The organism is Brevundimonas sp. NPDC007368, assembly GCF_042869015.1.
Lineage (GTDB): Bacteria > Pseudomonadota > Alphaproteobacteria > Caulobacterales > Caulobacteraceae > Brevundimonas.
Genome location: NZ_JBIAFA010000003.1, coordinates 2324 through 24986, shown reverse-complemented (window position 1 = coordinate 24986; position 22663 = coordinate 2324). Strand labels below are relative to the sequence as shown.

Sequence of the window (22663 nt, the reverse complement as noted above, 5' to 3'; positions counted from 1 at the left end):
CTGACCGAGGAGGTTCGAATGAAACAGGCTCTGATCGTGGCTCACCCGAGAGTTCGAAGCTTCACCATGACCATGGCCGAGGCCTATGCCGAGGCGGCGCGTCATCAGGGCGTCGAGGTGGTCCTGCGTGATCTTTATCGTCTGGGCTTCGATCCTCTGCTGCACATGGAGGAACTGCCCGATCACGAGGGCTTCCAGCCGCGCGCGGATGTGCTGAGCGAGCGGTCCGCCATCGGCGACGCCGACGTCTTCGCCTTCTTCTATCCCCTCTGGTTCAATGCCCCACCGGCCATGCTGAAGGGCTATGTCGACAGGGTCTTCGGCATGGGGTTCGGCTACTCTCGGTACGGACTGGAGGGCAATCAGCCGCTATTGGCGGGTCGGAAGCTGGTCAGCTTCACCAGTTCGGGGGCGCCCCAGGCCTGGGTGGAGAGCAGCGGCGCTTGGGACGCCATGCGCCAGCATTTCGACGACCATCTGGCGAACGTGACAGGCTTGGAGTTGATCGGCCACCACAACATCGGGGACGTGGTTCCCGGCCTGCGGGAGGATGTAGTGCAAGGGCACGCCCGCGACATCGGTGGGATCGCGAAGCGCATAGCCCATGGCGGACGCTGAACTCAGCGCACCGGCGCCCGGTTCGGCCAGAAGGTGCTCGGCCGTTTTTCGGCTCATGGATGGGCGAGCGCGTCTGACAGGGGTTCAGGTCGGCTCACCGACCGTGAAGCGGAGATCACCCATGGACTCCATGTTGGCGACGGGGTCGTTGTCCCTTCCGATCAGTTCCGGGAGAACATTAGAGTGAAGCGGCGTCCATAGGGAGCAGTCGAGGCGGGGCCGATGGCGCGCCGTCGACTTTCTGATCAGCGCCCAGGTCACTGCCGGACACAATTCCACGAGAGAGATGACAAGAAGGCGAGAACGGGAGCCATGCGGCGGCTTGGCCGTTCACTTCGGCGGTTTCATCCGCGAGGCGCCCATGACCCTGAACTTGAGACAGGTCGGCCTGACCCTGGACCCGGTGCGGTGGCGCGTCCAGGCGGTGATGACGGACGAGGACGTCGTCGTGACGGTCGAGTTCCCCTTCCATCCCGAGTACGACATGACCTTCGACCGTGTCAGGACGCTCGCGGAGCAACGTGCCTGGCAACTTCTGAGCGAGGCGCGGCCGCCGTCATCCGGCTAGACCCCTAGGGCTAGGACGCGGAGCTCCGACTGGCCTCAGGTCGAGGCGAGACACCTCAGCCGAGAGCGCTGGATGATCCGAAAATCCCGACAAGAGGAGAAGACGACGAGGTTTTCATCCTGGAAACGGCTCAGGACGCGCGAAACGGTTTCCAGCGCCAGACCGAGATAGTCGGCCATGTCCTGACGGCTCATCTGCAGGGCGGCGTGATCGCGGGGGCCTTGATGCGCCAGTTCGAGCAGGAAGCTGGCCACCTTCTCCTCAGCGGAACGTCGCCCGAGCATGGCCAGATGGTCGTGGGCGCGCGCCAGTTCGCGACGGGCTGCCTGGGCGATCGCGCGATCCTCTGCCGAGCCCAGCCGCACAGATCTGACCTGGGCAGGACACATGGCTTCGGCCGTGAAGGCGTGTCGCTCATCGACCTCCAGGCCAAAGAGATCACCGGGGTAGTAGAAGGCGCCGACCTGGCGCCGGCCGTCGCTGGAGTGCCGCACGGTCCGAACGGCTCCCGCGACGACGGCATAGAGGAAATGCGCCCGATCTCCCTCGGCATAGATCTGTTCGCTCTGGGCGTAGGACAGGACGACGCCCGGCAGGCTGCAGCAGTCTCCGACCGGGAGGAGGGGCGCATGGCCGACATTCTGAACGGGCGCGTGGCGCAAAGGCGTCATGTCGAAGCTCGCGGGGACGGCCCGACTATAGTTAACGTCTGATCGTGATGTTTACACGTTTCAGCGAGCCATGCGCCGGCAGGCAGGTCTATCGCCAAGGAACGGAGCGGGTGACCCGCACAGCACCCATGCAAGGTCCGCTGCGCCGTCGCGGAGGCCCCGTGTTCTGGTGGTTGAACGCGCGTCAATCTGCCACCCGATCATGCCTGCAGCGGCTTGAAACCGGGAAATGAGCCATGCCGCCGTGGCGGGCATTCGGCGAGCAGCAAAGTGAGGGACTAAAAAAGCGCCCGAAAGCGGCGCTTTAATCCCCCGAGTGGCTCCGCGGGTAGGATTCGAACCTACGACCAGCCGATTAACAGTCGGCTGCTCTACCACTGAGCTACCGCGGAACGTCCCCTCGGGGGAGGCCGCTGTATAGCAAGGCCTTTTTGATTCACGCAACGGGCAAAGTGCAGAAAAACGCCGAAATATTTCAGGAGGGGTGCGATAGAAGCGGCAGCATGAATTTGATCCCTGTTTTCGATGTCGACGATCCTCGCATTTCCGCCTTTCGCGACGTGAAGGAGCGCGACCTGACGGGGCGGCAGGGTCTGTTCGTGGCCGAGGGGGAGGTGGTGCTGCGTGTGCTGACGGCGCCGTCGTCACGTTGCGCGCCGGCGGCGGTGCTGATCGCCGAGAAGCGACTGGAGGCGCTGCGCGAGATTCTGGAGCGGCTGCCCGGCGACGTGCCGGTCCATACGGCGCCGCAGGAAGTGCTGGACGGTATCGCCGGCTTTCATCTGCATCGCGGAATCCTGGCGCTGGGGCGCAAGCCCGAGCCGTTTGCTCTGGACGCCTTTCTGAACAGCTTGCCTGAGCGCGCCGTGGTGGTGGGCGCCTGCGGCATCGGCAATCACGACAACATGGGCGGCCTGTTCCGCAATGCGGCGGCGTTCGGCGCGGCGGGCCTGCTTCTGGACGCGACCTGCTGCGACCCCTTCTACAGGAAGGCGATCCGGGTCTCGGTCGGGGCGGCGCTGCGGACGCCCTTCGTCGAGAGCGTGACGGCGGCGGCCATGGTCGAGGCGCTGGAGACGCGGGGATTCGAGGTCCTGGCCCTGACGCCGTCGGCGGCTGAAACCTTGTCGGAGCTCAAGCCCGCGCGTCGGACGGCGATTCTGCTGGGCTCGGAAGGGCCGGGCCTGCCTGCGGAGGTCATCGCCCGATGCCGGCCCTTGGGCATTCGCATGTCGGGCGGCTTTGATTCCCTGAACGTGGCGGCGACCAGCGCGGTGGCGCTGCATCATCTGACGACCGCAGGCGCGGTCTGAGGTCGTCGGCGCGGAGCGGAGCGGAAATCGGTCGAAGGCGTTGGATCCAATAAGCCAAGGAGGGCGACATGGACCAATTGTCGACTTTGATTCTGATCGGCGCGCTGGCCTTCGTGGTCGCGGGCGCGGGTTTCGCCTTCGTGCAGCCTCGTCGATTTACGGATCGGGACGCGGACGGCGAGCCGGACGCCACGTCTGTCGAGGTCGATAGAGCGCACAAGGACGACGGCTGGAATCGCAGGGCAGGAAAGTAGGCCCAGAAACAAGAAAGCCGCCCCGAAGGGCGGCTGACTGTTTGTCGCGATGGAGGCCTGACCGGGAATCGAACCCGGGTGCAAGGATTTGCAGTCCTCTGCGTCACCACTCCGCCATCAGGCCATTTGGGTCTCGAAACCGAGCCCCGAACCATCGCGAGGGGCGTCAGCTATCAGATCGGATTGTCGGCTGCAACGCGCGGACCTATAAGCGCCGCAGATTTTTCGCTTACGCCGACCTGAAGGACCTCGGAACCATGGATTTCGCCGCTGCACGCAAGGTCATGCTGGACTCGCAGGTCCGTGTGAACGACGTCACGGACCGCGACCTGCAGGCCGCCCTGGGCGCCGTTGAGCGTGAGCGCTTCTGCGCCGCCGACCGCGCCTTCTCCGCCTATGCCGACATCGAGCCGGAAATCGCGGGCGATCGCCGCCTGATGCTGCCGCGCGATCTGGGCAAGCTGATGCAGGCCCTGGACGCTCGCGCCGGTGAAAAGGCCCTGGTCTTGGCCGGCCCCTACGCCGCCGCTGTTCTGGCGCGCATGGGCCTGACGGTCACGGCGCAGGAATCGGACGCGGCCGTGTTCGAGGTGACGGGCACCGCCCTGGCCGAGGAAGGCGTTTCGACCGTGGTCGCGCCTCTGAGCCAGCCGCAAGGCGAAGGCTATGACCTGATCGTCAGCGAGGCCGCCGTCCCCGCTCGCCCCGAATCGTGGATCGCGGCCCTGCGTCCCGGCGGCCGTCTGGCCGTGGTTGAGCGGGCCGGTCCGATCGGCAAGGCCGTCCTCTATGTCCGCGGTCGCGAAGGCGTGTCGCGTCGTGAACTGTTTGACTGTGCGCCGCCGGTTCTGTCGGAACTGATTCCGACGCCGGCCTTCGCGCTTTAGGCCCAAGGCGGGCGCGACGGAGACGCGCGTCGGCTGCGTGAAAAAAACTTAACTGGCGCAGGGCGGGCATAATCTCCAACTACGCCATTCAGGCATTACGGGGCGCGCCGTCGGGGGCGTCAGGCAGGAACAGGTTCATGTTGAAACGCTCGCGCGCGCTGGCTTCGGTCGCTCTCATCACTCTGGCCATGGGAGCCGGTGCGGCTCCGGCCGGGGCCGAGACGCTGAAGGACGCGATTGGTCTGGCCTATCGCACCAATCCGACGCTCCTGGCGCAACGCGCCAACCAGCGGGCGCTGGACGAGACCATCGTCCAGGCGCGTTCGGGCCTGCGCCCGACCATCAGCGCCTCGGCCGGCGTCGACTACAGCCGCGTCGACACCGACGGCGTCGGCGTGGTCGAGAGCGACGGCGCAACCGCCAGCGTCAGCCTGGCGCAGAACATCTGGACCGCCGGCCGCACCGCGCGCGGCATCGACGCAGCGGAAGCCAATGTCCGCGCCGGTCGCGAGAATCTGCGCGAAGTCGAGCAGCAGGTGATGACCTCGGTCATTCAGGCCTATGCCGATGTCGTTCGCGACATGGAGATCCTGCGCATCCGCCAGGAAAACCTCACCGTCCTGCGTCGTCAGTTGGATGAATCCAACGCCCGCTTCGAAGTCGGCGAAATCACCCGCACCGACGTGGCGCAGTCGGAAGCCCGCCTGGCCCAGTCGGACGCCGATCTGGCCAACGCCCAGGCCCAGCTGTCGGTGTCGCGCGCGGCCTACGCCGCCGTGGTCGGTCAGGCGCCGACCAATATGGAAACCCTGCCGGTCCTGCCGGGCCTGCCGGCTGATTTCGACGCCGCCCTGGACGTGGCCTTGATCGAGAACCCCGGTGTTCGCGCCGCGACCTACGCCCTGCAAGCCGCCGAGGCCAATGTGGCGGCCGCCCGCGCCGAGTATCGGCCGTCGGCGCGCCTGACCGCCTCGTACGGCGGTACCGCGAATGACCTGTCGGGCTTTGACCTGACGGATCGCACGAGCTTCACCGCCGGCGCGACGGTGTCGGTGCCGCTGTTCACCGGCGGTCTGAACCGTTCGCGCGTGGCCCAGGCGCTGGAACGCGCCAACGCGGCCCAGATCGGCGTCGAGGGCGAGCGTCGCGGCGTGCTGCAGAGCGTCAGCTCGGCCTACGCCCAGACCGTCGCCGCCAAGTCGACCCTGCAGGCCGGCGAGCAAGCCGTTCGCGCCGCTTCGGTCGCCGCCGAAGGCGTGCGTCAGGAGGCCCAGGTCGGCCTGCGCACCACGCTTGACGTGCTGAACCAGGAGCTGGAGCTGCGCTCGGCTCAGGTCACCCTGGCCAGCGCCCATCGCAATCAGTACGTGGCCCAGGCTCAACTGCTGGCCGCCATGGGCCGTCTGGGCGGACCGAACCTCGACCCGGCGATCGAAGTCTATGACGCCGAGGCCAATTACGATGCTGTGCGCAACCGTGGCGGCCTGCCGTGGGACGGCGCTGTCGAGGCCCTGGATCGCGTCGCTTCGCCGGTGATCACCCCGGCGGCCGACGCCGAGGACGCGCCGATCGACACCCAGCTGAAGAGCGAAATCGTCCGCACCGCTCCCGGCAATTGACGCGGGGATTAGCCTGACAGGCGAAAACGTCCGTTGATTCCGGCGGGCGTTGGTGCGACGACAGAGGCAAGGGGAGGGCGAGTCTGTTTGTCCGGCCCTGATCGTCGCGCCGCTTTGCGCCCGTCGGCGGTCCCTCCAGGTTCAGCCTTCAAGGTTCTGACATGACCGACCAGACCGCCCAGGAACCGACGATGGAAGAGATTCTGGCGTCGATTCGCCGGATCATCTCTGAAGACGACGCTCCGGCTGAAACCGCTGCTGCGGCGCCGGAACCGGTCGCGGAGGTCGCGCCCGAGCCCGTGCTGGAGGCTGCGCCTCTGGCCGAAGAACCTGCGGTCGTTGAAGACGAGGTTCTGGAACTGACCGAGCGCTATGAAGCCCCGGCGGCCCAGTCGATCGGCGATCTGGACGTGGCCGACGTGGCGCCGTTCCCCGCCGTCGAACCTGAGCCCACCCCCGCGCCGGCTGCGGCGGCCGATTATGATTCCCTGGTCGGCGAAAGCGCCGCCGCCAGCGCCGCCTCGGCCTTCGCCGGTCTGGCCGCCACCTTCCAGAAGCCCGAACCCGTCGCCGCTGCGCCGCAGGACCTGCCCTTCGTCAGCGGCAATACGGTCGAGGCCATGGTCCAGAACATGCTGCGGCCGATGCTGAAGGACTGGCTGGACGCCAACCTGCCGGGCATCGTCGAGGCCCAGGTACGCAAGGAAGTAGAACGCATCGCCCGCAACGCCGGCTAGCCCTTCGCTTCACCAGACACTAAGTCACTGAGGGCGGCTCCGGCGGGGCCGCCCTTTCGCATTTCAAGAAACGACATTCCTATGCTCGAGAAGACTTTCGAACCCCAGGCCGCCGAGCCGCGTCTCTATGCCCAGTGGGAAGAGAGCGGGCTGTTCGCGCCGCGCGCCGCCAAGCCCACTGACGGCGCCGCCGACGCCTATTCGATCGTCATCCCGCCGCCGAACGTGACGGGCTCGCTGCACATCGGCCACGCGCTGAACAATACGCTGCAGGACATTCTGACCCGCTATCACCGGATGAAGGGCAAGGCCGTGCTGTGGCTGCCCGGCACCGACCACGCCGGCATCGCGACGCAGATGGTGGTCGAGCGTCAGCTGGCCGCCGCAGGCGCGCCGGGACGCCGCGACATGGGTCGCGACGCCTTTATCGAGAAGGTCTGGGAGTGGAAGGCGGAATCGGGCGGCACCATCGTGCGCCAGCTGCGCCGCCTGGGCGCTAGCTGCGACTGGTCGCGCGAACGCTTCACTCTGGACGAGGGGCTGAACGCCGCGGTTCGCAAGGTCTTCGTCAAGCTGCATCAGGACGGCCTGATCTATCGCGACAAGCGTCTGGTGAACTGGGACCCGCATTTCCAGACCGCCATTTCGGACCTGGAAGTCGAACAGCGCGAGCAGGACGGCCACTACTGGCACTTCGCCTATCCGCTGGCCGACGGCGTGACCTATGAGCATCCGGTCGCCTTCGACGAGGACGGCAAGGCCACTGAATTCGAAACGCGCGGCTTCATCGTCGTGGCGACGACGCGCCCCGAGACCATGCTGGGCGACACCGGCGTGGCGGTTCACCCCGAGGACGAGCGCTACAAGGGTCTGGTCGGCAAGGACGTGATCCTGCCGATCACCGGCCGTCGCATCCCGATCGTCGCCGACGACTATGCCGATCCGACCAAGGGTTCGGGCGCGGTGAAGATCACCCCGGCTCATGATTTCAATGACTTCGGCGTCGGCAAGCGGGCCGGTCTGGCCGCGTTGAACGTGATGGACGCCTTCGCGCGCATCACCAACGAGGACGTGTCGGAAATCCCCGCCGATCTGGTCGGTCTGGACCGCTTCGCCGCGCGCAAGGCCATCGTCGCCCGCGCCGAGGAAGAGAACTGGCTGCGCGAGATCGAAAAGACCAAGCACGTCGTCCCGCACGGCGACCGCTCGGGCGTGGTCATTGAGCCGTGGCTGACGGACCAGTGGTACGTTGACGCACATACCCTGGCCCAGCCGGCGCTGAAGGCGGTCGAGGACGGCGCGACCGTCTTCGAGCCCAAGAGCTATGAGAAGATCTACTTCGAATGGCTGCGCAACATTGAGCCCTGGTGCATTTCGCGCCAGCTCTGGTGGGGCCATCGCATCCCGGCCTGGTATGGTCCGAACGGTGAGATCTATGTCGCCGAGACGGAAGAGGACGCCCGCGAACAGGCGCTGGCCGACTATGATTCCGAGGTCGTTCTGACGCAGGACGAGGACGTTCTGGACACCTGGTTCAGCTCGGCCCTGTGGCCCTTCTCGACCATGGGCTGGCCCGAGAAGACCGAGGATCTGGAGCGCTTCTATCCGACCAGAGATCTGGTGACGGCGGCGGACATCATCTTCTTCTGGGTCGCCCGGATGATGATGATGGGCCAGCACTTCATGGGCGAGGTCCCGTTCAAGCGCGTCATCATCAATGGCCTGGTCCGCGACGAGAAGGGCCAGAAGATGTCGAAGTCCAAGGGCAACGTCATCGACCCCCTGGGCATCATCGACGAACTGGGCGCCGATCCGCTGCGCTTCACCATGGCCATCCTGTCGGGCACGCGCGACATCAAGTTGTCGAAGCAGCGCATTGAAGGTTATCGCAATTTCGGCACCAAACTGTGGAACGCCGCGCGCTTCAGCCAGATGAACGAGGCCAAGCGCGTCGAGGGCTTCGATCCCGCGACCGTCGAGCAGACGATCAACCGCTGGATCCGTGGCGAGCTGACCAAGGCCGAGCGTGCCGTGTCGGACGCCATCGAAGGCGGCCGATTCGACGACGCGGCGGGGGCTCTGTACCGCTTCGTCTGGAACGTCTTCTGCGACTGGTATCTGGAACTGGCCAAGCCGGTGTTCAACGGCGCCGATGAAGCCGCCAAGGCCGAGACGCGCGCCATGACCGCCTGGACCCTCGACCAGACGCTGAAGCTGCTGCATCCGGTCATGCCCTACATCACCGAGGAACTGTGGGCCGAGCTGGGCAAGGAAGGCCCGGCCCGCGACGGCCTGCTGATCGGTGCCGAATGGCCGGTGCTGCCCGACGCCTTTGTCGACGCCTCGGCTGAGGCCGAGATCGGCTGGCTGGTCGACATCGTCGGTGAAATCCGCGCCCTGCGGGCCGAGATGAACGTGCCGCCGTCGGCCAAGCCGCCGCTGGCCTTCGTCGCGCCGGACGCCGTGACCGCCGAGCGCATTGCGCGTCATCGCGATCTGCTGCTGACCCTGGGCCGCGTGTCCGAGATCACTGTGGCCGAGGCCGCGCCCGCCGGGGCTGTGACCTTTGTCTCGGGCGGAACCACGGCGGCATTGTCGCTGGCCGGGATCATCGACCTGACCGCCGAACGCGCGCGTCTGGAGAAGGAGATCGCCGTCTTCGAGAGCGACATCGGCCACGTGAACAAGAAGCTGGGCAACCCCAACTTCGTGTCGCGCGCCGCGCCTGAAGTCGTCGACGAGCAGCGCGCCAAGCTGGCCGAGGCCGAAGAGGGCAAGGTCAAGCTGCAGGTCGCTCTGGCGCGTCTGGATGCGATGGCCGGGGCGTGAGGACGGTCCGTCTGGACCAACTTCTGGTCATGCGAGGCTTGGCTGAGAGCCGGGCCAAGGCCAAGGCGGCCATCGAGGCGGGCGGCGTCACAGTGAACGGGGCCCCCGCCAAGGCGGCCTCGCAGGCGGTCAATGAGGACGCCGAGATCGGCTATGCCGCCGCCCACCGATGGGTCGGGCGCGGGGCGTTGAAGCTGGAACGGGCGCTGGACCTGTGGCCGGTGGCGGTCGAGGGGCGGACCGTGCTGGACGTCGGGGCCTCGACCGGCGGCTTCACCGAGGTCTGTCTGGATCGCGGCGCGGCCAAGGTTTTCGCGGTGGATGTCGGCTTCGGCCAGATGCACCCGAAAGTCGCCGCCGATCCGCGCGTGGTCAATCTGGAGCGGACGGATGCGCGCGAGCTGACGCCCGAGACCATCCCCGAGGCGCCGTCGCTGGTGGTCTGCGACGCCAGCTTCATCGGTCTGTCGAAGGTGTTGCCGGCGGCGCTGGGATTGGCGGCGCCGGACGCGGACCTGATCACCCTGGTCAAGCCTCAGTTCGAAGGGGCCGGCCCCAAGGACGCGGGCAAGAAGGGCGTGGTCAAGGACCCCGAGGCTCATGCGGCGGCGGTCGAGGGCGTGCGAGCCTGGCTGGAAAGCGTCGGCTGGTCCGTGCGTGAAGTCGCCGAAAGCCCGATCACGGGCGGCGACGGCAACATCGAGTTCCTGATGTGGGCGCGCCGAGCCTGACCCTGAAATTATAGAGGGCCGCCGGATAACCGGCGGCCCTCTTCACGTCGTCGATCGACAGGGGGGCTGAAACTTAATCGACGACGCGATAGCGGCCGTTCTGGTCGGGGCAGGTGCGCACGTAGCGCGTCTCGCTGCGACCGTCGGGCAGACGAATGACGCTCTCGGCGAGGCGACATTCGTCGGTGTTCTGATAGCGATAGTCCGGCGCAGGCTGGGTGTAGCCGCGGTCGTAGCCGTCGCTGTACTCGCGATAGTCCCGGCCGTAGCCGTCGTCGTAGCGACGGTCGTAGCCGCGATTGTCGTAGCCATAGGCTGGCGGGACATAGGTTCCGCCATAGGGCTGGTTGTAGCCGGACGAGCGGTAGCGGCTGTCGCAGTTGGCAGAACTGTTGCCGACGCCGGCGCCGATGGCGGCGCCGAGCACGCCGCCCAGGACGCTGCCTTCGGTACGACGACCGCGCGCCGCCAGCTGCGAGCCGGCCACGGCGCCGATGGTGGCGCCGAGCACGCCGCCGGTCGTGGCGCGGTTCCGCTGATCGCCGACGCAGGGATCATAGTAACGGCCCTGCGCGCCGTAGCTGTTGTAGGCCGGGGGATAGCCGTAGCCATAGGTCTGGGCGCTGACGACGCCCGGGACCATCAACGAGCCGGCGACCGCGAGGGCGGCGACAGCGGAAACCTTTTTGGAAAGATGATCAAACATCGTTCTTGTCCCTGTGACAGACGCCCAAGCTGAACGGCTCCGGTCCCCTGTCTGTTGCATCCAGAAATAGGGCGGCGAAGCTGAACGGCTTTTGATCGGCCCGTTCATCTTCGTTCAGGTTTCAGATTCGGCGCGGGAGCGGGTAGAAGCCGCGCCATGACGCAAACGCTGACCATCGCCCGCATGGGCCACCAGGGCGACGGGATCGCCGAAACGCCGAACGGCTTCGTCTTCGTGCCGGGCGCCCTGCCGGGCGAAGTGATTTCCGGCGATGTGAAGGACGGGCGGGTCGAAGCCTTCGACCTGATCGAGGCCAGCCTGGATCGCCGCCCGATCCATTCCGAGACCTATGCCGAATGCGGCGTGGCGCCGCTGCAGCACTGGGCGGACGAGCCCTATCTGGCGTGGAAGCGCGAGGTGGTGATCCAGACCCTGGCGCGCGAGGGCATCGAGACCGAGGTCGAGGCGACGGTCGCCGTGCCGCAGGCCAGTCGTCGTCGGCTGGCGCTGCACGCGCGCAGCGGGCCCGGCGGGCGCGTCCTGCTGGGCTTCAAGGCGCGGCGCTCGTGGCGGCTGGTCGAGTTGACCGACTGTCCGGTGTCCGATCCGGCCCTGATCGCGGCCCTGCCGGGGCTGGCCAAGGTGGCGACGCCCTTCCTGGGGCACCCCAAGTCGGCGCCGACGCTGCACGTCACCCTGACCGACACCGGGCTGGATGTGGACGTCACCGGCGTCGAGAAGAAGTCGGGCGGGCTGACGGCGGACGTGACAGCGCGGGCCATCGCGGCGGCGGCCGAGGCCGGTCTGGCGCGGCTGAGCCTGGACGGCGACACCCTGGTGATGGCGCGTCAGCCGCGCATCACCTTTGGTCGGGCGACCGTGCCTCTGCCGCCTGCCGCCTTCCTGCAGGCCGCTCCCGCGGCCGAGGCCGCCATGGTCAGCCGCGCGGTGGAAGCGGTGAGGGGGGCCAAGAAGGTCGCCGACCTGTTCTGCGGCGCCGGCACCTTCACCTTCCCCCTGGCCGAGGTGGCCAGCGTCATCGCGGCGGATTCGTCGGCGGCGTCGATTGCGGCGCTGAAGGCGGGCGTGTCCACGGCCCAGGGCCTGAAGACCATCGAGGCCCAGGCGCGCGACCTGTTCCGCCGCCCGCTGTCGCCCTACGACCTGAAGGGCTGTGAGGCGATCGTCATCGACCCGCCGCGCGCCGGAGCGCTGGAACAGACCCAGCAACTGCCGGGCACCAAGGCCGGTCTGGTGGTCGGCGTATCGTGCAACCCGCAGACCTTCGCGCGCGACGCCCGCGTTCTGATCGACGGCGGGTTCCGGCTGGAGAAGGTCACGCCCATCGACCAGTTCCTGTGGTCGACCCATGTCGAACTGGTCGGGATCTTCCGGCGCTAGGCGTCAGGAGGCCAGGTCGAACAGGTCCATCTGGGGCCGCATGTCGGCCGGAACGCGGAACTGGGTCACGTCGAGCGGCGTGCGAGGGGCGTCCAGCCCGTAGCGCCTGATCGCCGTCTTGAAGCGGGCGGCGATCAGATCGGCGACGGGGCCGGTTCCCTTCATGCGCTGGGCCCAGTCCGGGTCGTAATCCTTGCCCCCGCGCGTCTGGCGGATGAGGGACATCACGCGAGCCGCGCGTTCGGGGCGGGCGTCGGCCAGCCATTCGCGAAACAGGTCCTTGATCTCCAGCGGCAGGCGCAGGGTCACATACATGGCCGAGGTGGCGCCCGCCTTCTGCGCCGCCTCGAGGATGGCTTCCATCTCGTGGTCGTTCAGGCCGGGGATGACAGGGGCGAAGCCGACGCCGACCGGGCAGCCGGCGTCTGCCAGACGACTGATGGCCTCCAGCCGCTTGGCGGGGGTCGAGGCGCGCGGCTCCATCGCCCGCGCCAGACCGCGATCCAGGGTGGTGATGGAGACGAAGGCCGAAGCCAGGCCGTCGCGCCCCATGGGGCCCAGGATGTCGGCGTCGCGGGCGATCAGCACCGACTTGGTGATGATGCTGAACGGCTGGCGGAAGCGCTGCATGACCTGCAGGATCGAACGCGTGGATTGGGTCTCGCGCTCGACCGGCTGGTAGGGGTCGGTGTTGCCGCCTATGTGGATGCGCTTGCAGACGTATCGGGGCCTGGCGAGTTCCTGTTCCAGCAGACTCGCCGCGTGGGGCTTGAAGAAGATCCGGCTCTCGAAATCCAGACCCGGGGATAGGCCCATCCAGGCATGGGACGGACGGGCGTAGCAGTAGATGCAGCCATGTTCGCAGCCCTTGTAAGGGTTGATGGAGCGATCGAAGCCGACGTCGGGACTCGTATTCTTTGCGATGATGGTGCGCGCGTGTTCCGGCGAGAGAGTGGTGCGCAGCGGCGCGGCCGCTTCGTCCTGATCCGTCCAGCCGTCGTCGAATTCCTCGCGCCGGTCGGCTTCATACCGGCCCGAGTCGTTGGAGCGTGCGCCGCGTCCTTTCATCGCCGTCTTCATGCAAGGAGGATGGCATGATATCGGAACAAAGCAAGAACAAAATGTGCGTACGGCTAGCGGTCAGGGTCGGCGAGGACTTCCAGCATCGGACGCGCCTGGTCGTCGGTCTCGCCCAGTTCGAAGACCGGCTGCGGAATACCGAAGGCGCGCAGGGCCAGCACAACAGACTCTGCGCGTCGACCTTGCAGGCTGGCGGCGGACGGCTCGGGCAGGCCGACCACCTTGAAGGCGGTGCCAGGACATTCTTCCTTCGCTCGCGCGGGCCACTCCATCGAAACCGGGGGCCGCAAGGCAGCCGCACCTTCTTTGAAGTAAAGGGCGAGAAAGCCGTTCGTGCAGGGGTTCCTTCGCGCAGTTTCGGTCGCCGCGACGGGCGGCTTCGTCGCGCACCCGAAGAGAGTCAGGGCCGACAGGAGCAGGGCGAGGTGGCGCATTTCGTGATCCTTGCGCGGCGGCGGGAAGGCGGCGAGCTTGGCATGGTTTGGGATCCAGGTGGAACCACGTTCGGTGACAGCATCATCCGCCCCGTTCGCGGGCCGCCTTCTCACGCAAGGGAAGAAGGGGGTGGGGGTTGCGGTGTCGAAGATCAGGTATTTTAATACCGTTTATAATAAATTCTTTTAATCCAATATGTTAGACTGATATCGTGTCGCGAACCGGTGTTGACCTGCTGTGGATGACCCTCTATCAGCACGCCTTCCGCTCATCCCTGTCTGGGGGTGGGCCGCACCGTTCGTCTTTAGGACCCTCAATATGCTGAAGAGCACTACGGCTTCGATGAAGCCGGCAGAGGTCGAAAAGAAGTGGATCCACATCGACGCCGAAGGCGTCGTGGTGGGCCGCCTCGCGACCTTCATCGCCAACCGTCTGCGCGGCAAGCACCTGCCGACCTACACCCCGCACGTTGACATGGGCGACTACGTCGTCGTCACCAACGTCGACAAGGTGGTGTTCACCGGCAAGAAGTCGACCGACAAGGTCTACTATCGCCACACCGGTCACCCGGGCGGCATCAAGCAGACGACCCCGGAGAAGGTTCTGGGCGGTCGCTTCCCCGAGCGCGTGCTCGAGAAGGCCGTCGAGCGCATGCTGCCGAAGGAAAGCCCGCTGGCCCGCAAGCAGATGACGCACCTGCGCCTGTTCGCCGGCGCCGCGCACGACCACGAAGCCCAACAGCCGCAGACCATCGACTTCAAGTCGGCCTCGGCCAAGAACACCCGGAGCGTCTGAGCATGACCGACGTGACTGCTGAAGCCACCGGCTTCGACGCCCTGAAGGGCCTGACCGCCTCGGCCGAGTCCGAAGCCCCGGTCTACACGCAAAAGCTGGACGCCCAGGGCCGCGCCTACTCGACCGGCAAGCGCAAGAACGCGATCGCTCGCGTCTGGGTCAAGCCGGGCACCGGCAAGATCACCATCAACGGCAAGGACCAGGAAGTTTACTTCGCCCGTCCCGTGCTGCGCATGATGATCGCTCAGCCGCTGACCGTTTCGGACCGCGCCACGCAATACGACGTCGTCTGCACCGTCGAAGGTTCGGGCCTGTCGGGCCAGGCCGGCGCCATCCGCCACGGCCTGTCGCACGCGCTGACGCACTACGAGCCGGAACTGCGCAAGGTCCTGAAGCCGCACGGCTTCCTGACCCGCGACAGCCGCGTCGTCGAGCGTAAGAAGTACGGCCGCGCCAAGGCACGCCGCAGCTTCCAGTTCTCGAAGCGCTAATCGCCTTCAGGCGATTTGGATTTGGGGCGCTTCGGGGAAACCCGGAGCGCCCTTTTTCTGTCCGAAAACAGGACCAGACCGACAACATGACCCACACCATCTTCATCGACGGCGAGGCCGGGACCACGGGGCTGGAGATCCGCGAGCGTCTGGAGGCGCGCACGGATCTGGAGTTGATCCTGCTGGGCGAGCGTCGGCGCGACGTCGAGGCGCGGCGCGAGGCGCTGAACAGCGCCGATGCGGTCATCCTGTGCTTGCCCGATGATGCGGCGAAAGAAGCCGTGTCGATGATCGAGAACCCCGGCGTGCGGGTCATCGACGCCTCGACGGCGTTCCGGGTCGATCCGGCCTGGACCTATGGCTTCGCCGAGATGGATGAGGGCCAGCGCGCGGCCATCGCCGCCTCGACGCGGGTGTCGAACCCCGGCTGCTATCCGACCGGCTTCATCGGCCTGATGCGGCCTCTGGTGCGGGCGGGTCTGGTGCCGGCCAGCCAACCGGTCACGGTCAATGCGGTGTCGGGCTATTCCGGCGGCGGCAAGGCCATGATCGCCGAGTTCGAGGCTGAGGGCGCCGCGACGGCCTATCGCGCCTATGGCCTGAGCCAGAAGCACAAGCATGTGCCGGAGATGACGAAGCACACGGGCCTGTCGCGCGACGTTCTGTTCGCGCCCGCCGTGGGCGCCTATCGCCAGGGGATGCTGGTCGAGGTGCCGCTGCACCTGTCGACCCTGCCGGAAACGCCCTCGGTCGAGCGGCTGCATGGGGCCTTGCTGGAAGCCTATGACGGTCAGCGCTTTGTCGAGGTTGCCGATCTGGACGAGACCGAGGCCATGACCGGCATCGAGCCTGAGGCCCTGAACGGCACCAACCGGATGCGTCTGCACGTCTTTGGCGATCGGGGCGGGGAGCAGGCGCGTCTGGTCGCCATGCTCGACAACCTGGGCAAGGGCGCCTCGGGCGCGGCGGTGCAGAACCTCAACATCATGCTGGGTCTGGACGAGGCGACGGGCCTGATCTGAACCAAATGGGTCCAACCCCCGTATAGGGGGAATGGACGCGGTATTCGATCGAAGGTCCGTGCTGCTGGGCGGCGTCGCCGTCGCCCTGTCCGGCTGTGCGCCCGAGGCGGCCGACGCGTCGGAAGGGCAGTGGGCGAACTCGCCCTTTCGGCGGATCAGCGATGCGGAATGGAAGCGGCGGCTGGGCGAGGCCTCATGGCGCGTGCTGCGGCATGAGGGGACCGAGCGGCCGTTCACGAGCCCCCTGAACGACGAGCATCGGCGCGGCATCTTTGTCTGCAAGGGTTGCGCCCTGCCGCTGTTCCAGTCGGGGTGGAAGTACGACAGCGGCACCGGCTGGCCCAGTTTCACGCGGGTCATGCAGGACAATATCGGCACGAAGACCGACCGCCGGATCGGCATCGCCCGCACCGAGTACCATTGCGCCCGGTGTCTGGGGCATCAGGGGCATCTGTTCACGGACGGGCCGCCGCCGACCGGGCGGCGCTATTGCAACAACGGCGTGGCGCTGAGCTTTCAGCCTGCTTGACGCGGTTCAGGGGACGAGGCGCGGGGCCAGGTCCGGCGCGACGGCGATCAGATCGCGCGCGACCAGGGCGGCGATGACGGCGGCGCCTTCAGGGCCCAGGTGGGTGTAGTCGAAGTCATCGACATGACGGCCGTGCGCGGTCGCAGGCGGCGTCGCCGCCGGCGGCGTGGGCGGGGTGTTTCCCGCCCGCAGATCCGCTTCGAACGACGGCGGCGGAGAGCCGGGAGACAGGCGCGCGGCCTCCAGCGCGCCAAGGCGCTGGACCAGTTCGGCGCTGGCGGCGTTCAGGTCGATCAGGGGCGTGCCGGTCTCGGCGGCGACGGTGCGCACGGCGTCGGCCCAGGGGACCAGGGTGTTTTGAAGTTGGCCGTCCTTGAAATGGCGACGGGTCAGGGGCGTCAGCAGGACGGGGCGAGCGCCGCGGGCGCGGGCTTCAGCCACATAGGCGCGCAGATTGGCGGGAAACTGGGTCACCAGATCGGTGGAGCTGCGCTTGCCGGGCTGGTCGTTGTGGCCGAACTGGATCAGCACCCAGACCGATTGATAGCCGGGCGTCGCCATCTCGCTCAGCGCCAGATCCCAGGAGCCCTCGGCGCGATAGGTTGAGGTGCTTCGCCCCTGACGACCCAGGTTGACGCAGGTCAGGGCCGACAGGACGTGACGGTCGCAAAAGGCGCCGCCCCAGCCGCTGCCGACCGCCGTGGTGGAATCGCCGACGAGGATGATCTTGTCGGCCTGAATCGGCTGGTCTTGAGCTGAGGCCGCGCCGGCGGCCAGCAGGACGCTCGCCAGCGCGCTGGCAGCCAGACGCCTCATCCGGCCTGACGGGCCTTGATGGCGGATTGCACGGTCACGCCGAACCAGACAGCGCCGATGATGACCAGCAGGCCGTAGTCGTGGCCGGGGAAGAAGACGGGCACGGCGGCGCCGAAGATCAGGGCCAGAGGGAACAGGCTGGCCCAGACGGCGGTCGAGGCGGCCTCGGGGTGGATCATCGGCGGGCGCTGCAGACCCATGCGCCTGGACATCATGCCGTTGAAGACGACGAAGCCGGCCGAGCAGGCCGCAGCCAGAAGAACGTACTTCAGCGTGTGGCCGGGCTCGCCGAACAGGCTGGCGGTGGCGACCAGAAGGGCGAGCGGGACGGCGGTGGCCAGGGCCAGCAGCAGGTTGGGTTCGATACGCTTCAAGACTTCACTTTCACATAGGCGCCGGGCGCGGGCTCGATGGGCTTCAGCGGGCCGTTCTTTGGGTCGCGGGCGGGAATATGTTCGCCCGATCTTTCGTGAAGCCAGGCGGCCCAGTGGGTCCACCAGCTGCCCGGATGCTGTTCCGCGTTCGCTTGCCATTCCGCGAGCGTCTCGGGAAGGGCGGGGTTGGTCCAGTGCTGGTATTTGTTGGCGGCGGGCGGATTGATGACCCCGGCGATGTGGCCTGATCCGGCGAGCGTATAGGTCACGGGGCCGCCGAACAGACGCGCCGAGCGATAGACCGAGTTCATCGGGGCGATGTGGTCCTCGCGGCTGGCCAGGAAGTAGAGGGGCGTCTTGACCGTTGACAGGTCGATAGGCTGGCCGCCGATCTCGAACTCGCCTTTCGCCAGGGCGTTCTTGCCGTACATCTGGCGCAGGTAGTCGAGGTGCAGGCGCTTGGGCATCCGCGTCTGGTCGGCGTTCCAGAACAGCAGGTCGAAGGCCGGCGGCGCCTTGCCCATCAGATAGTTGGACACGAAGAAGGACCAGATCAGGTCGTTGGCGCGTAGGGCGTTAAAGGTGTCGGCCATGGCCGCGCCGGGCAGTACGCCGCCGGCGGCGTCCATCTGTTGCTCGATCTCGGCCAGCCAGTGCTCGTCGGTGAACAGCAGCAGGTCGCCGGCCTCGGCGAAGTCGTGCTGGGCGGCGAAGAAGGTGGCCGAGGCGACGCGTTCGTCCTTGTTCGCGGCCATGTGCGCCAGGGCTGAACCCAGCAGGGTGCCGCCGATGCAGTAGCCGACGGCGTTCAGCTGTTTCTGAGCGGTCTGCTCCAGCGTCTTTTCGACGGCGCGATAGACTCCCTTTTGCAGGTATTCTTCGAAGCCGAACCCGGCCTTGTCCTGATCCGGGTTGACCCAGGAGCAGACGAAGACGGTGAAGCCCTGGGCTGAGAGCCAGCGGATCAGCGAGTTCGCCGGCTGCAGGTCCATGATGTAGAACTTGTTGATCCACGGCGGGAAGATCAGCAGCGGGACGGCGTGTTGGATCTCGGTCGCGGCGTCGAACTGGATCAGTTCGAACAACTCGTCGCGCCAGACGACCTGGCCGGGGGCGGTGGCGACGTTTTCGCCGACCTTGAACTGGCCGTAGTCGGCCTGGCTGATCTTCAGCTTGCCGTTGCCACGCTCCAGATCGGCGGCGAAGTTCTGCATGCCTTTCACCAGGGACTCGCCGCCCGTCTCGGCCAGGGCCTTCAGCGCCGCCGGGTTGGAGGCGAGGAAGTTGGAGGGCGAAAAGGCGTCGGTCAGCAGGCGGGTGAAGAACTCGGCCCGGCGCTTCACACGCGGATCGACGTCCTCGACGCTGGACACCAGACCGTTCATCCAGTCCGACGTGACCAGGTAGGACTGGCGCATGACGTCGAAGACAGGGTTTTCACTCCAGGCCGGGTCGCGGAATCGTTTGTCGGTCGAGGGGGCGGGGGCGACATCCTCGCCCATGGCGCGGCGGGCGGTCGTGGACCACAGATCCATGTAGCGGCCGAACAGGTCGGCCTGGGCCTGGAACAGCTTTTCGGGGCGGGCGGCCAGGCTGGTCATGACCGAGGTCATGGCCGGGGCGACGTTGAACGGGTCAGGCGAGAGGGCGGCGGGGCGGTCGGCCTGCGACAGGGCGGCCTCGGCGATGGCCGACTGGGCCGTCATGGCCGCCTTGGCCAGGTTCAGCGACAGGGTTTCCAGCAGGTGACGCTGATCGGCGCCGAAGGCGAAGGGATCGGCGGGGTGCTCGGGCCGAGGCGGGGTCTGCGGCTGCGCTTCAGCCTTTGCGGGCGATTCGGGCGCGACGTCCGGCGGCGGGGCCTTTTTCGCGCGGGGCTTGGCTGAGGTCGGCCGTCCGGATTTGCGCGGCGCGGCGGCGGCCGGCAGCGGGGCGGGGGGAGCCTTGGTCGGGCGCTTGGCCATGGGCGAACCTCCGGAACCGGCCTCGCGTCGGGTCGCGAGCCTTCCTCCGGGGACGATGATGGCATATGACCGGGGGTGAGATGAACGTGTTCCTGTCGAAAAAGACCATGGCGTCGGCGATGACCGGCCTGCTGCTGTTTACGGGCGGCTGCGTCGGCTCGTTCGACCCGCAGACGGACGCGACCTCGCCGCTGGCGCCGCGCATTCAGGAACTGGTGGACCAGAAACGCGAGTACCCGCGTTGGGCTGATTTTCCGGCCACGCCGACGGACCTGCCGCTACCGGCCCAGGTGGCGGCGAACGTGCAGGCGCTGAACGCCGACAGCGGCGCCCTGGCGCGCCAGGTGGCGGGCATCGACTGGACCCTGAGCGACGATCCGACGGCCTATGTCGAATCGATCACCCGTCGCTTTGATCCGGCGAAGATGGCCCCGATCGGCGCCCAGACGCCGGAGGAGGTCGAGGCCTTCGCCGAGGCCTTGCGTCGTCGCGCCGCTGCGCCGCCGCCGATTGATCGCCCGCGCTCCTGATCGACGTCTCGTCGCCTAAGCGACAGAATCCCGGAATGATGGTCGGGCTGACAAGGATTCCTCATGGCTGACGGCAGCAATGCTCCCGCCTTTCTCGGCGTTTCGCGGTCCCTGTCGGGACGCGCTTGGCGACAGCGTCCGGCCGAGGCGACGACCATCCGCGCCCACATGCAGGCCCTGGATCTGGACGAGCCGATGGCGCGGGCCCTGGCGGCGCGCGGCGTGGCGGCGGATCAGGGCCGCAACTTCCTGACGCCGACGCTGCGGGCCCTGTTCCCCGATCCCTCCAGCTTCATGGACATGGATACGGCCGCGACCGCCATCATCGACGCCCTGCAGGCGGGCAGCAGCATTCACGTCTTCGCCGACTATGACGTGGACGGGGCCTCCAGCGCGGCCCTGCTGGTGCGCTGGTTCCGCACCTTGGATGCAGAGCTGCCCATCTATGTCCCTGATCGCCTGACCGAGGGGTATGGCCCCAGCGCGCGAGCGTTCGACACTCTGAAGGCGCGGGGCGCCGATCTGGTCATCACCGTGGATTGCGGGGCGGCGGCCAACGAGGCGGTGGCCCACGCCGCGGCCATCGGGCTGAAAGTCGTGGTGATCGACCACCACATGATGCGCGAGGAGCCGCCGGCCTGTCTGGCCGTGGTCAATCCGAACCGGCCGGGCTGCAACTCGGGGCAGGGCAATCTGGCGGCGGCGGGGGTGGTCTTCGTTTTGCTGGCGGCGCTGAACCGCGAGGCGCGGGCGCGGGGGCTGTTCGAAGGCAGGGCTGAGCCGGACATTCGCCAGTGGCTGGATCTGGCCGCCATGGGCGCCATCTGCGACGTGACCGGGCTGACGGGCTTCAACCGGGCCCTGACCAGTCTGGGCCTCAAGGTCATGTCGGACTGGAAGAATCCGGGGCTGAAGGCCCTGCTGGCCGCCGCCGGGGCCGAGCCGGGACCGGCCAAGTCCAACCACGCTGGCTTCATCCTGGGGCCGCGCATCAATGCGGGCGGGCGGATCGGCAAGTCGGACCTGGGGGCGCGCCTGCTGTCCACCGATGATCCCGACGAGGCCAGGATGCTGGCGCAGGAGCTGGACGGGCTGAACATCGCCCGGCGCGAGGTCGAGGCCCAGGTGACGGAACAGGCCGTGCGCCGCGTCGAGGCGACGGGCGCGCACGCCGATGAATCGGCCCTGGTCGTCGTTTCAGGCGAGGATTGGCACCCCGGCGTGGTTGGCATCGTCGCCGGGCGCCTGCGCGAACGCTGGAGGAAGCCGGTCATCGTCATCGGCGTCGACGCCATCAACGGCGTGGGCATGGGCTCGGGCCGTTCGCAGCCGGGCATGAATCTGGGCCGGGCGGTGCAGGCGGCGTGGAACGAGGGCGTGCTGATCGCCGGGGGTGGACACGCCATGGCGGCGGGGCTGACGGTCGCCGCCGACCGGATCGACGAACTGCGCGCCTTCCTCAACGACCGGCTGTCGGGCGAGCGGGCCGAGGCCGTGGCCCAGGACTGGGTCGAGGTGGACGCCCTGATCGATCCGCGCGCGGCGACCCGCGACCTGTTCGAGGCCTTCGAGCAGCTGGCGCCCTATGGCCCCGCCAACCCGGAGCCCCTGTTCGCCCTGCAGGGCGTGCAGGCGCGTGAGCCGGTCGCGATGAACGGCGGTCATGTGCGTTGCCGTCTTGTCGGGCCGGACGGGGCTTCGGTGCGGGCCATCGCCTGGCGCTGCGCCGACCTGCCCGGCGGCAAGGCGCTGCTGGCGGGGCAGGGCGGGCTGAACCTGGTCGGACGGCTGAAAGCCGACGACTGGAACGGCCGTCGCGGCGTGCAGTTCGAGATCGAGGACGTGGCCGACCCGCGCATGGCCTGAGGTTTCAGGCGTGGCCGAGCGCAGGTCTTTGAAAAAGTCGCACAAACTGCGCAGCAAGCGCTTGCAAGCGGCGGAATCGACGGCTATTACCCCGGTCCTCCGCGCAGCGGTCCCTTCGTCTATCGGTTAGGACGTCAGGTTTTCAACCTGAAAAGAGGGGTTCGACTCCCCTAGGGACTGCCACGCGGAGCCTTCCTTCTCCCCTGACATCGACAGCCTCAATCATCCCGCAAGGGGCGTTTTCGCGCGCATGGCGCGTCGGCGAAGTCTTTGTTCGGAAAGTTGAAAAACAGACTTGCGTCGTCCGAAGAGGGCGGCTATCAGACCACTCCTCCGCGCAGCGGTCCCTTCGTCTATCGGTTAGGACGTCAGGTTTTCAACCTGAAAAGAGGGGTTCGACTCCCCTAGGGACTGCCACGCGGAGCTA

Annotated in this window: 23 protein-coding genes and 4 tRNA genes; 18 read left to right on the top strand and 9 right to left on the bottom strand. The window is 67.3% G+C overall.

Features of this window, described 5'->3' with window-relative positions; translation table 11 throughout:
• The first annotated feature begins 18 nt into the window (after positions 1-18).
• Positions 19-618, top strand: a complete 600-nt coding sequence (locus ACFYLW_RS06655; protein ID WP_312065449.1) for an NAD(P)H-dependent oxidoreductase — start codon at positions 19-21, stop codon at positions 616-618.
• Positions 619-940: 322 nt separating this feature from the next.
• Positions 941-1186 (top strand): hypothetical protein, encoded by a 246-nt coding sequence (locus tag ACFYLW_RS06650; protein WP_292082952.1) that lies wholly within the window; start codon positions 941-943, stop codon positions 1184-1186.
• 35 nt (positions 1187-1221) lie between these two features.
• On the opposite strand, the gene ACFYLW_RS06645 is transcribed toward ACFYLW_RS06650, so the two are convergent.
• Together ACFYLW_RS06645 and ACFYLW_RS06640 are read right to left on the bottom strand one after the other, a co-directional pair.
• Entirely contained in the window at positions 1222-1857 is a 636-nt protein-coding gene (locus ACFYLW_RS06645; protein ID WP_312065448.1) for a helix-turn-helix domain-containing protein, read from the bottom strand.
• A 317-nt stretch (positions 1858-2174) separates the two neighbouring features.
• A tRNA-Asn gene (locus ACFYLW_RS06640) sits at positions 2175-2249 on the bottom strand.
• Positions 2250-2360: 111 nt separating this feature from the next.
• On the opposite strand from ACFYLW_RS06640, the gene ACFYLW_RS06635 reads away from it, so the two are divergent.
• On the top strand, positions 2361-3170 hold the full coding sequence (locus ACFYLW_RS06635) for an RNA methyltransferase (protein WP_312065447.1): 810 nt from the start codon (positions 2361-2363) through the stop codon (positions 3168-3170).
• Between the two features lie 68 nt (positions 3171-3238).
• A complete protein-coding gene (locus ACFYLW_RS06630) occupies positions 3239-3424 on the top strand; it encodes a hypothetical protein (RefSeq protein WP_312065446.1) in 186 nt (61 codons plus the stop codon).
• 50 nt (positions 3425-3474) lie between these two features.
• Here the strand turns inward: ACFYLW_RS06630 and ACFYLW_RS06625 are convergent.
• Positions 3475-3548, bottom strand: a tRNA-Cys gene (locus ACFYLW_RS06625).
• A gap of 133 nt (positions 3549-3681) precedes the next feature.
• On the opposite strand from ACFYLW_RS06625, the gene ACFYLW_RS06620 reads away from it, so the two are divergent.
• The 5 genes from ACFYLW_RS06620 to ACFYLW_RS06600 all read left to right on the top strand — a co-directional run bounded on the left by ACFYLW_RS06620 (position 3682) and on the right by ACFYLW_RS06600 (position 10227).
• On the top strand, positions 3682-4311 hold the full coding sequence (locus ACFYLW_RS06620) for a protein-L-isoaspartate O-methyltransferase (protein ID WP_312065445.1): 630 nt from the start codon (positions 3682-3684) through the stop codon (positions 4309-4311).
• A gap of 137 nt (positions 4312-4448) precedes the next feature.
• Positions 4449-5930 carry a TolC family outer membrane protein gene (locus ACFYLW_RS06615; protein ID WP_312065444.1) on the top strand — a complete coding sequence of 494 codons (1482 nt, stop codon included), beginning with the start codon at positions 4449-4451 and terminating at the stop codon, positions 5928-5930.
• Positions 5931-6091: 161 nt separating this feature from the next.
• A complete protein-coding gene (locus ACFYLW_RS06610) occupies positions 6092-6667 on the top strand; it encodes a DUF2497 domain-containing protein (RefSeq protein WP_312065443.1) in 576 nt (191 codons plus the stop codon).
• An 81-nt stretch (positions 6668-6748) separates the two neighbouring features.
• Positions 6749-9496: a valine--tRNA ligase gene (locus ACFYLW_RS06605; RefSeq protein ID WP_312065442.1), complete on the top strand. Its 2748-nt coding sequence runs from the start codon at positions 6749-6751 to the stop codon at positions 9494-9496.
• Positions 9493-10227 carry a TlyA family RNA methyltransferase gene (locus ACFYLW_RS06600; RefSeq protein ID WP_312065441.1) on the top strand — a complete coding sequence of 245 codons (735 nt, stop codon included), beginning with the start codon at positions 9493-9495 and terminating at the stop codon, positions 10225-10227. Before ACFYLW_RS06605 ends, ACFYLW_RS06600 begins: the two co-directional genes overlap by 4 nt.
• Positions 10228-10300: 73 nt before the next feature.
• Here the strand turns inward: ACFYLW_RS06600 and ACFYLW_RS06595 are convergent, their stop codons facing one another.
• A complete protein-coding gene (locus tag ACFYLW_RS06595) occupies positions 10301-10933 on the bottom strand; it encodes a glycine zipper 2TM domain-containing protein (protein WP_312061849.1) in 633 nt (210 codons plus the stop codon).
• Positions 10934-11089: 156 nt separating this feature from the next.
• Here ACFYLW_RS06595 and ACFYLW_RS06590 point away from each other — a divergent pair, with 156 nt between their 5' ends.
• The gene (locus tag ACFYLW_RS06590) at positions 11090-12334 is read left to right on the top strand and encodes a TRAM domain-containing protein (RefSeq protein WP_313472002.1); all 1245 of its coding nucleotides are present in this window, start codon (positions 11090-11092) and stop codon (positions 12332-12334) included.
• A 3-nt stretch (positions 12335-12337) separates the two neighbouring features.
• Here ACFYLW_RS06590 and ACFYLW_RS06585 read toward each other — a convergent pair whose 3' ends face one another.
• Entirely contained in the window at positions 12338-13414 is a 1077-nt protein-coding gene (locus ACFYLW_RS06585) for a PA0069 family radical SAM protein (RefSeq protein WP_312061853.1), read from the bottom strand.
• Positions 13415-13467: 53 nt separating this feature from the next.
• Complete coding sequence (locus ACFYLW_RS06580) at positions 13468-13848, bottom strand: hypothetical protein (RefSeq protein WP_312061855.1); 381 nt, start codon at positions 13846-13848, stop codon at positions 13468-13470.
• Between the two features lie 319 nt (positions 13849-14167).
• On the opposite strand from ACFYLW_RS06580, the gene rplM reads away from it, so the two are divergent.
• The 4 genes from rplM to msrB all read left to right on the top strand — a co-directional run bounded on the left by rplM (position 14168) and on the right by msrB (position 16686).
• Positions 14168-14644, top strand: a complete 477-nt coding sequence (gene rplM, locus ACFYLW_RS06575) for a 50S ribosomal protein L13 (protein ID WP_292082939.1) — start codon at positions 14168-14170, stop codon at positions 14642-14644.
• 2 nt (positions 14645-14646) lie between these two features.
• Positions 14647-15135, top strand: a complete 489-nt coding sequence (rpsI, locus tag ACFYLW_RS06570) for a 30S ribosomal protein S9 (RefSeq protein WP_292082938.1) — start codon at positions 14647-14649, stop codon at positions 15133-15135.
• A gap of 86 nt (positions 15136-15221) precedes the next feature.
• Positions 15222-16157 carry an N-acetyl-gamma-glutamyl-phosphate reductase gene (gene argC, locus ACFYLW_RS06565; RefSeq protein ID WP_312061861.1) on the top strand — a complete coding sequence of 312 codons (936 nt, stop codon included), beginning with the start codon at positions 15222-15224 and terminating at the stop codon, positions 16155-16157.
• Between the two features lie 31 nt (positions 16158-16188).
• The gene (gene msrB, locus ACFYLW_RS06560) at positions 16189-16686 is read left to right on the top strand and encodes a peptide-methionine (R)-S-oxide reductase MsrB (RefSeq protein WP_312061862.1); all 498 of its coding nucleotides are present in this window, start codon (positions 16189-16191) and stop codon (positions 16684-16686) included.
• Positions 16687-16692: 6 nt separating this feature from the next.
• Here the strand turns inward: msrB and ACFYLW_RS06555 are convergent, their stop codons facing one another.
• The 3 genes from ACFYLW_RS06555 to phaC are packed head-to-tail and all read right to left on the bottom strand — an operon-like array spanning position 16693 to position 19840.
• Positions 16693-17502 carry a rhamnogalacturonan acetylesterase gene (locus ACFYLW_RS06555; RefSeq protein ID WP_312061863.1) on the bottom strand — a complete coding sequence of 270 codons (810 nt, stop codon included), beginning with the start codon at positions 17500-17502 and terminating at the stop codon, positions 16693-16695.
• Positions 17499-17876: a hypothetical protein gene (locus tag ACFYLW_RS06550; RefSeq protein ID WP_312061864.1), complete on the bottom strand. Its 378-nt coding sequence runs from the start codon at positions 17874-17876 to the stop codon at positions 17499-17501. The genes ACFYLW_RS06555 and ACFYLW_RS06550 overlap by 4 nt, the downstream gene beginning before the upstream one ends.
• Complete coding sequence (phaC, locus tag ACFYLW_RS06545) at positions 17873-19840, bottom strand: class I poly(R)-hydroxyalkanoic acid synthase (protein ID WP_312061866.1); 1968 nt, start codon at positions 19838-19840, stop codon at positions 17873-17875. Before phaC ends, ACFYLW_RS06550 begins: the two co-directional genes overlap by 4 nt.
• A gap of 80 nt (positions 19841-19920) precedes the next feature.
• Here phaC and ACFYLW_RS06540 point away from each other — a divergent pair, with 80 nt between their 5' ends.
• The 4 genes from ACFYLW_RS06540 to ACFYLW_RS06525 all read left to right on the top strand — a co-directional run bounded on the left by ACFYLW_RS06540 (position 19921) and on the right by ACFYLW_RS06525 (position 22653).
• Entirely contained in the window at positions 19921-20370 is a 450-nt protein-coding gene (locus ACFYLW_RS06540) for a hypothetical protein (RefSeq protein ID WP_312061868.1), read from the top strand.
• A 63-nt stretch (positions 20371-20433) separates the two neighbouring features.
• On the top strand, positions 20434-22236 hold the full coding sequence (gene recJ / locus ACFYLW_RS06535; protein WP_312061870.1) for a single-stranded-DNA-specific exonuclease RecJ: 1803 nt from the start codon (positions 20434-20436) through the stop codon (positions 22234-22236).
• 108 nt (positions 22237-22344) lie between these two features.
• Positions 22345-22419 (top strand) — tRNA-Glu (locus ACFYLW_RS06530).
• 159 nt (positions 22420-22578) lie between these two features.
• A tRNA-Glu gene (locus tag ACFYLW_RS06525) sits at positions 22579-22653 on the top strand.
• Positions 22654-22663 lie beyond the last annotated feature (10 nt).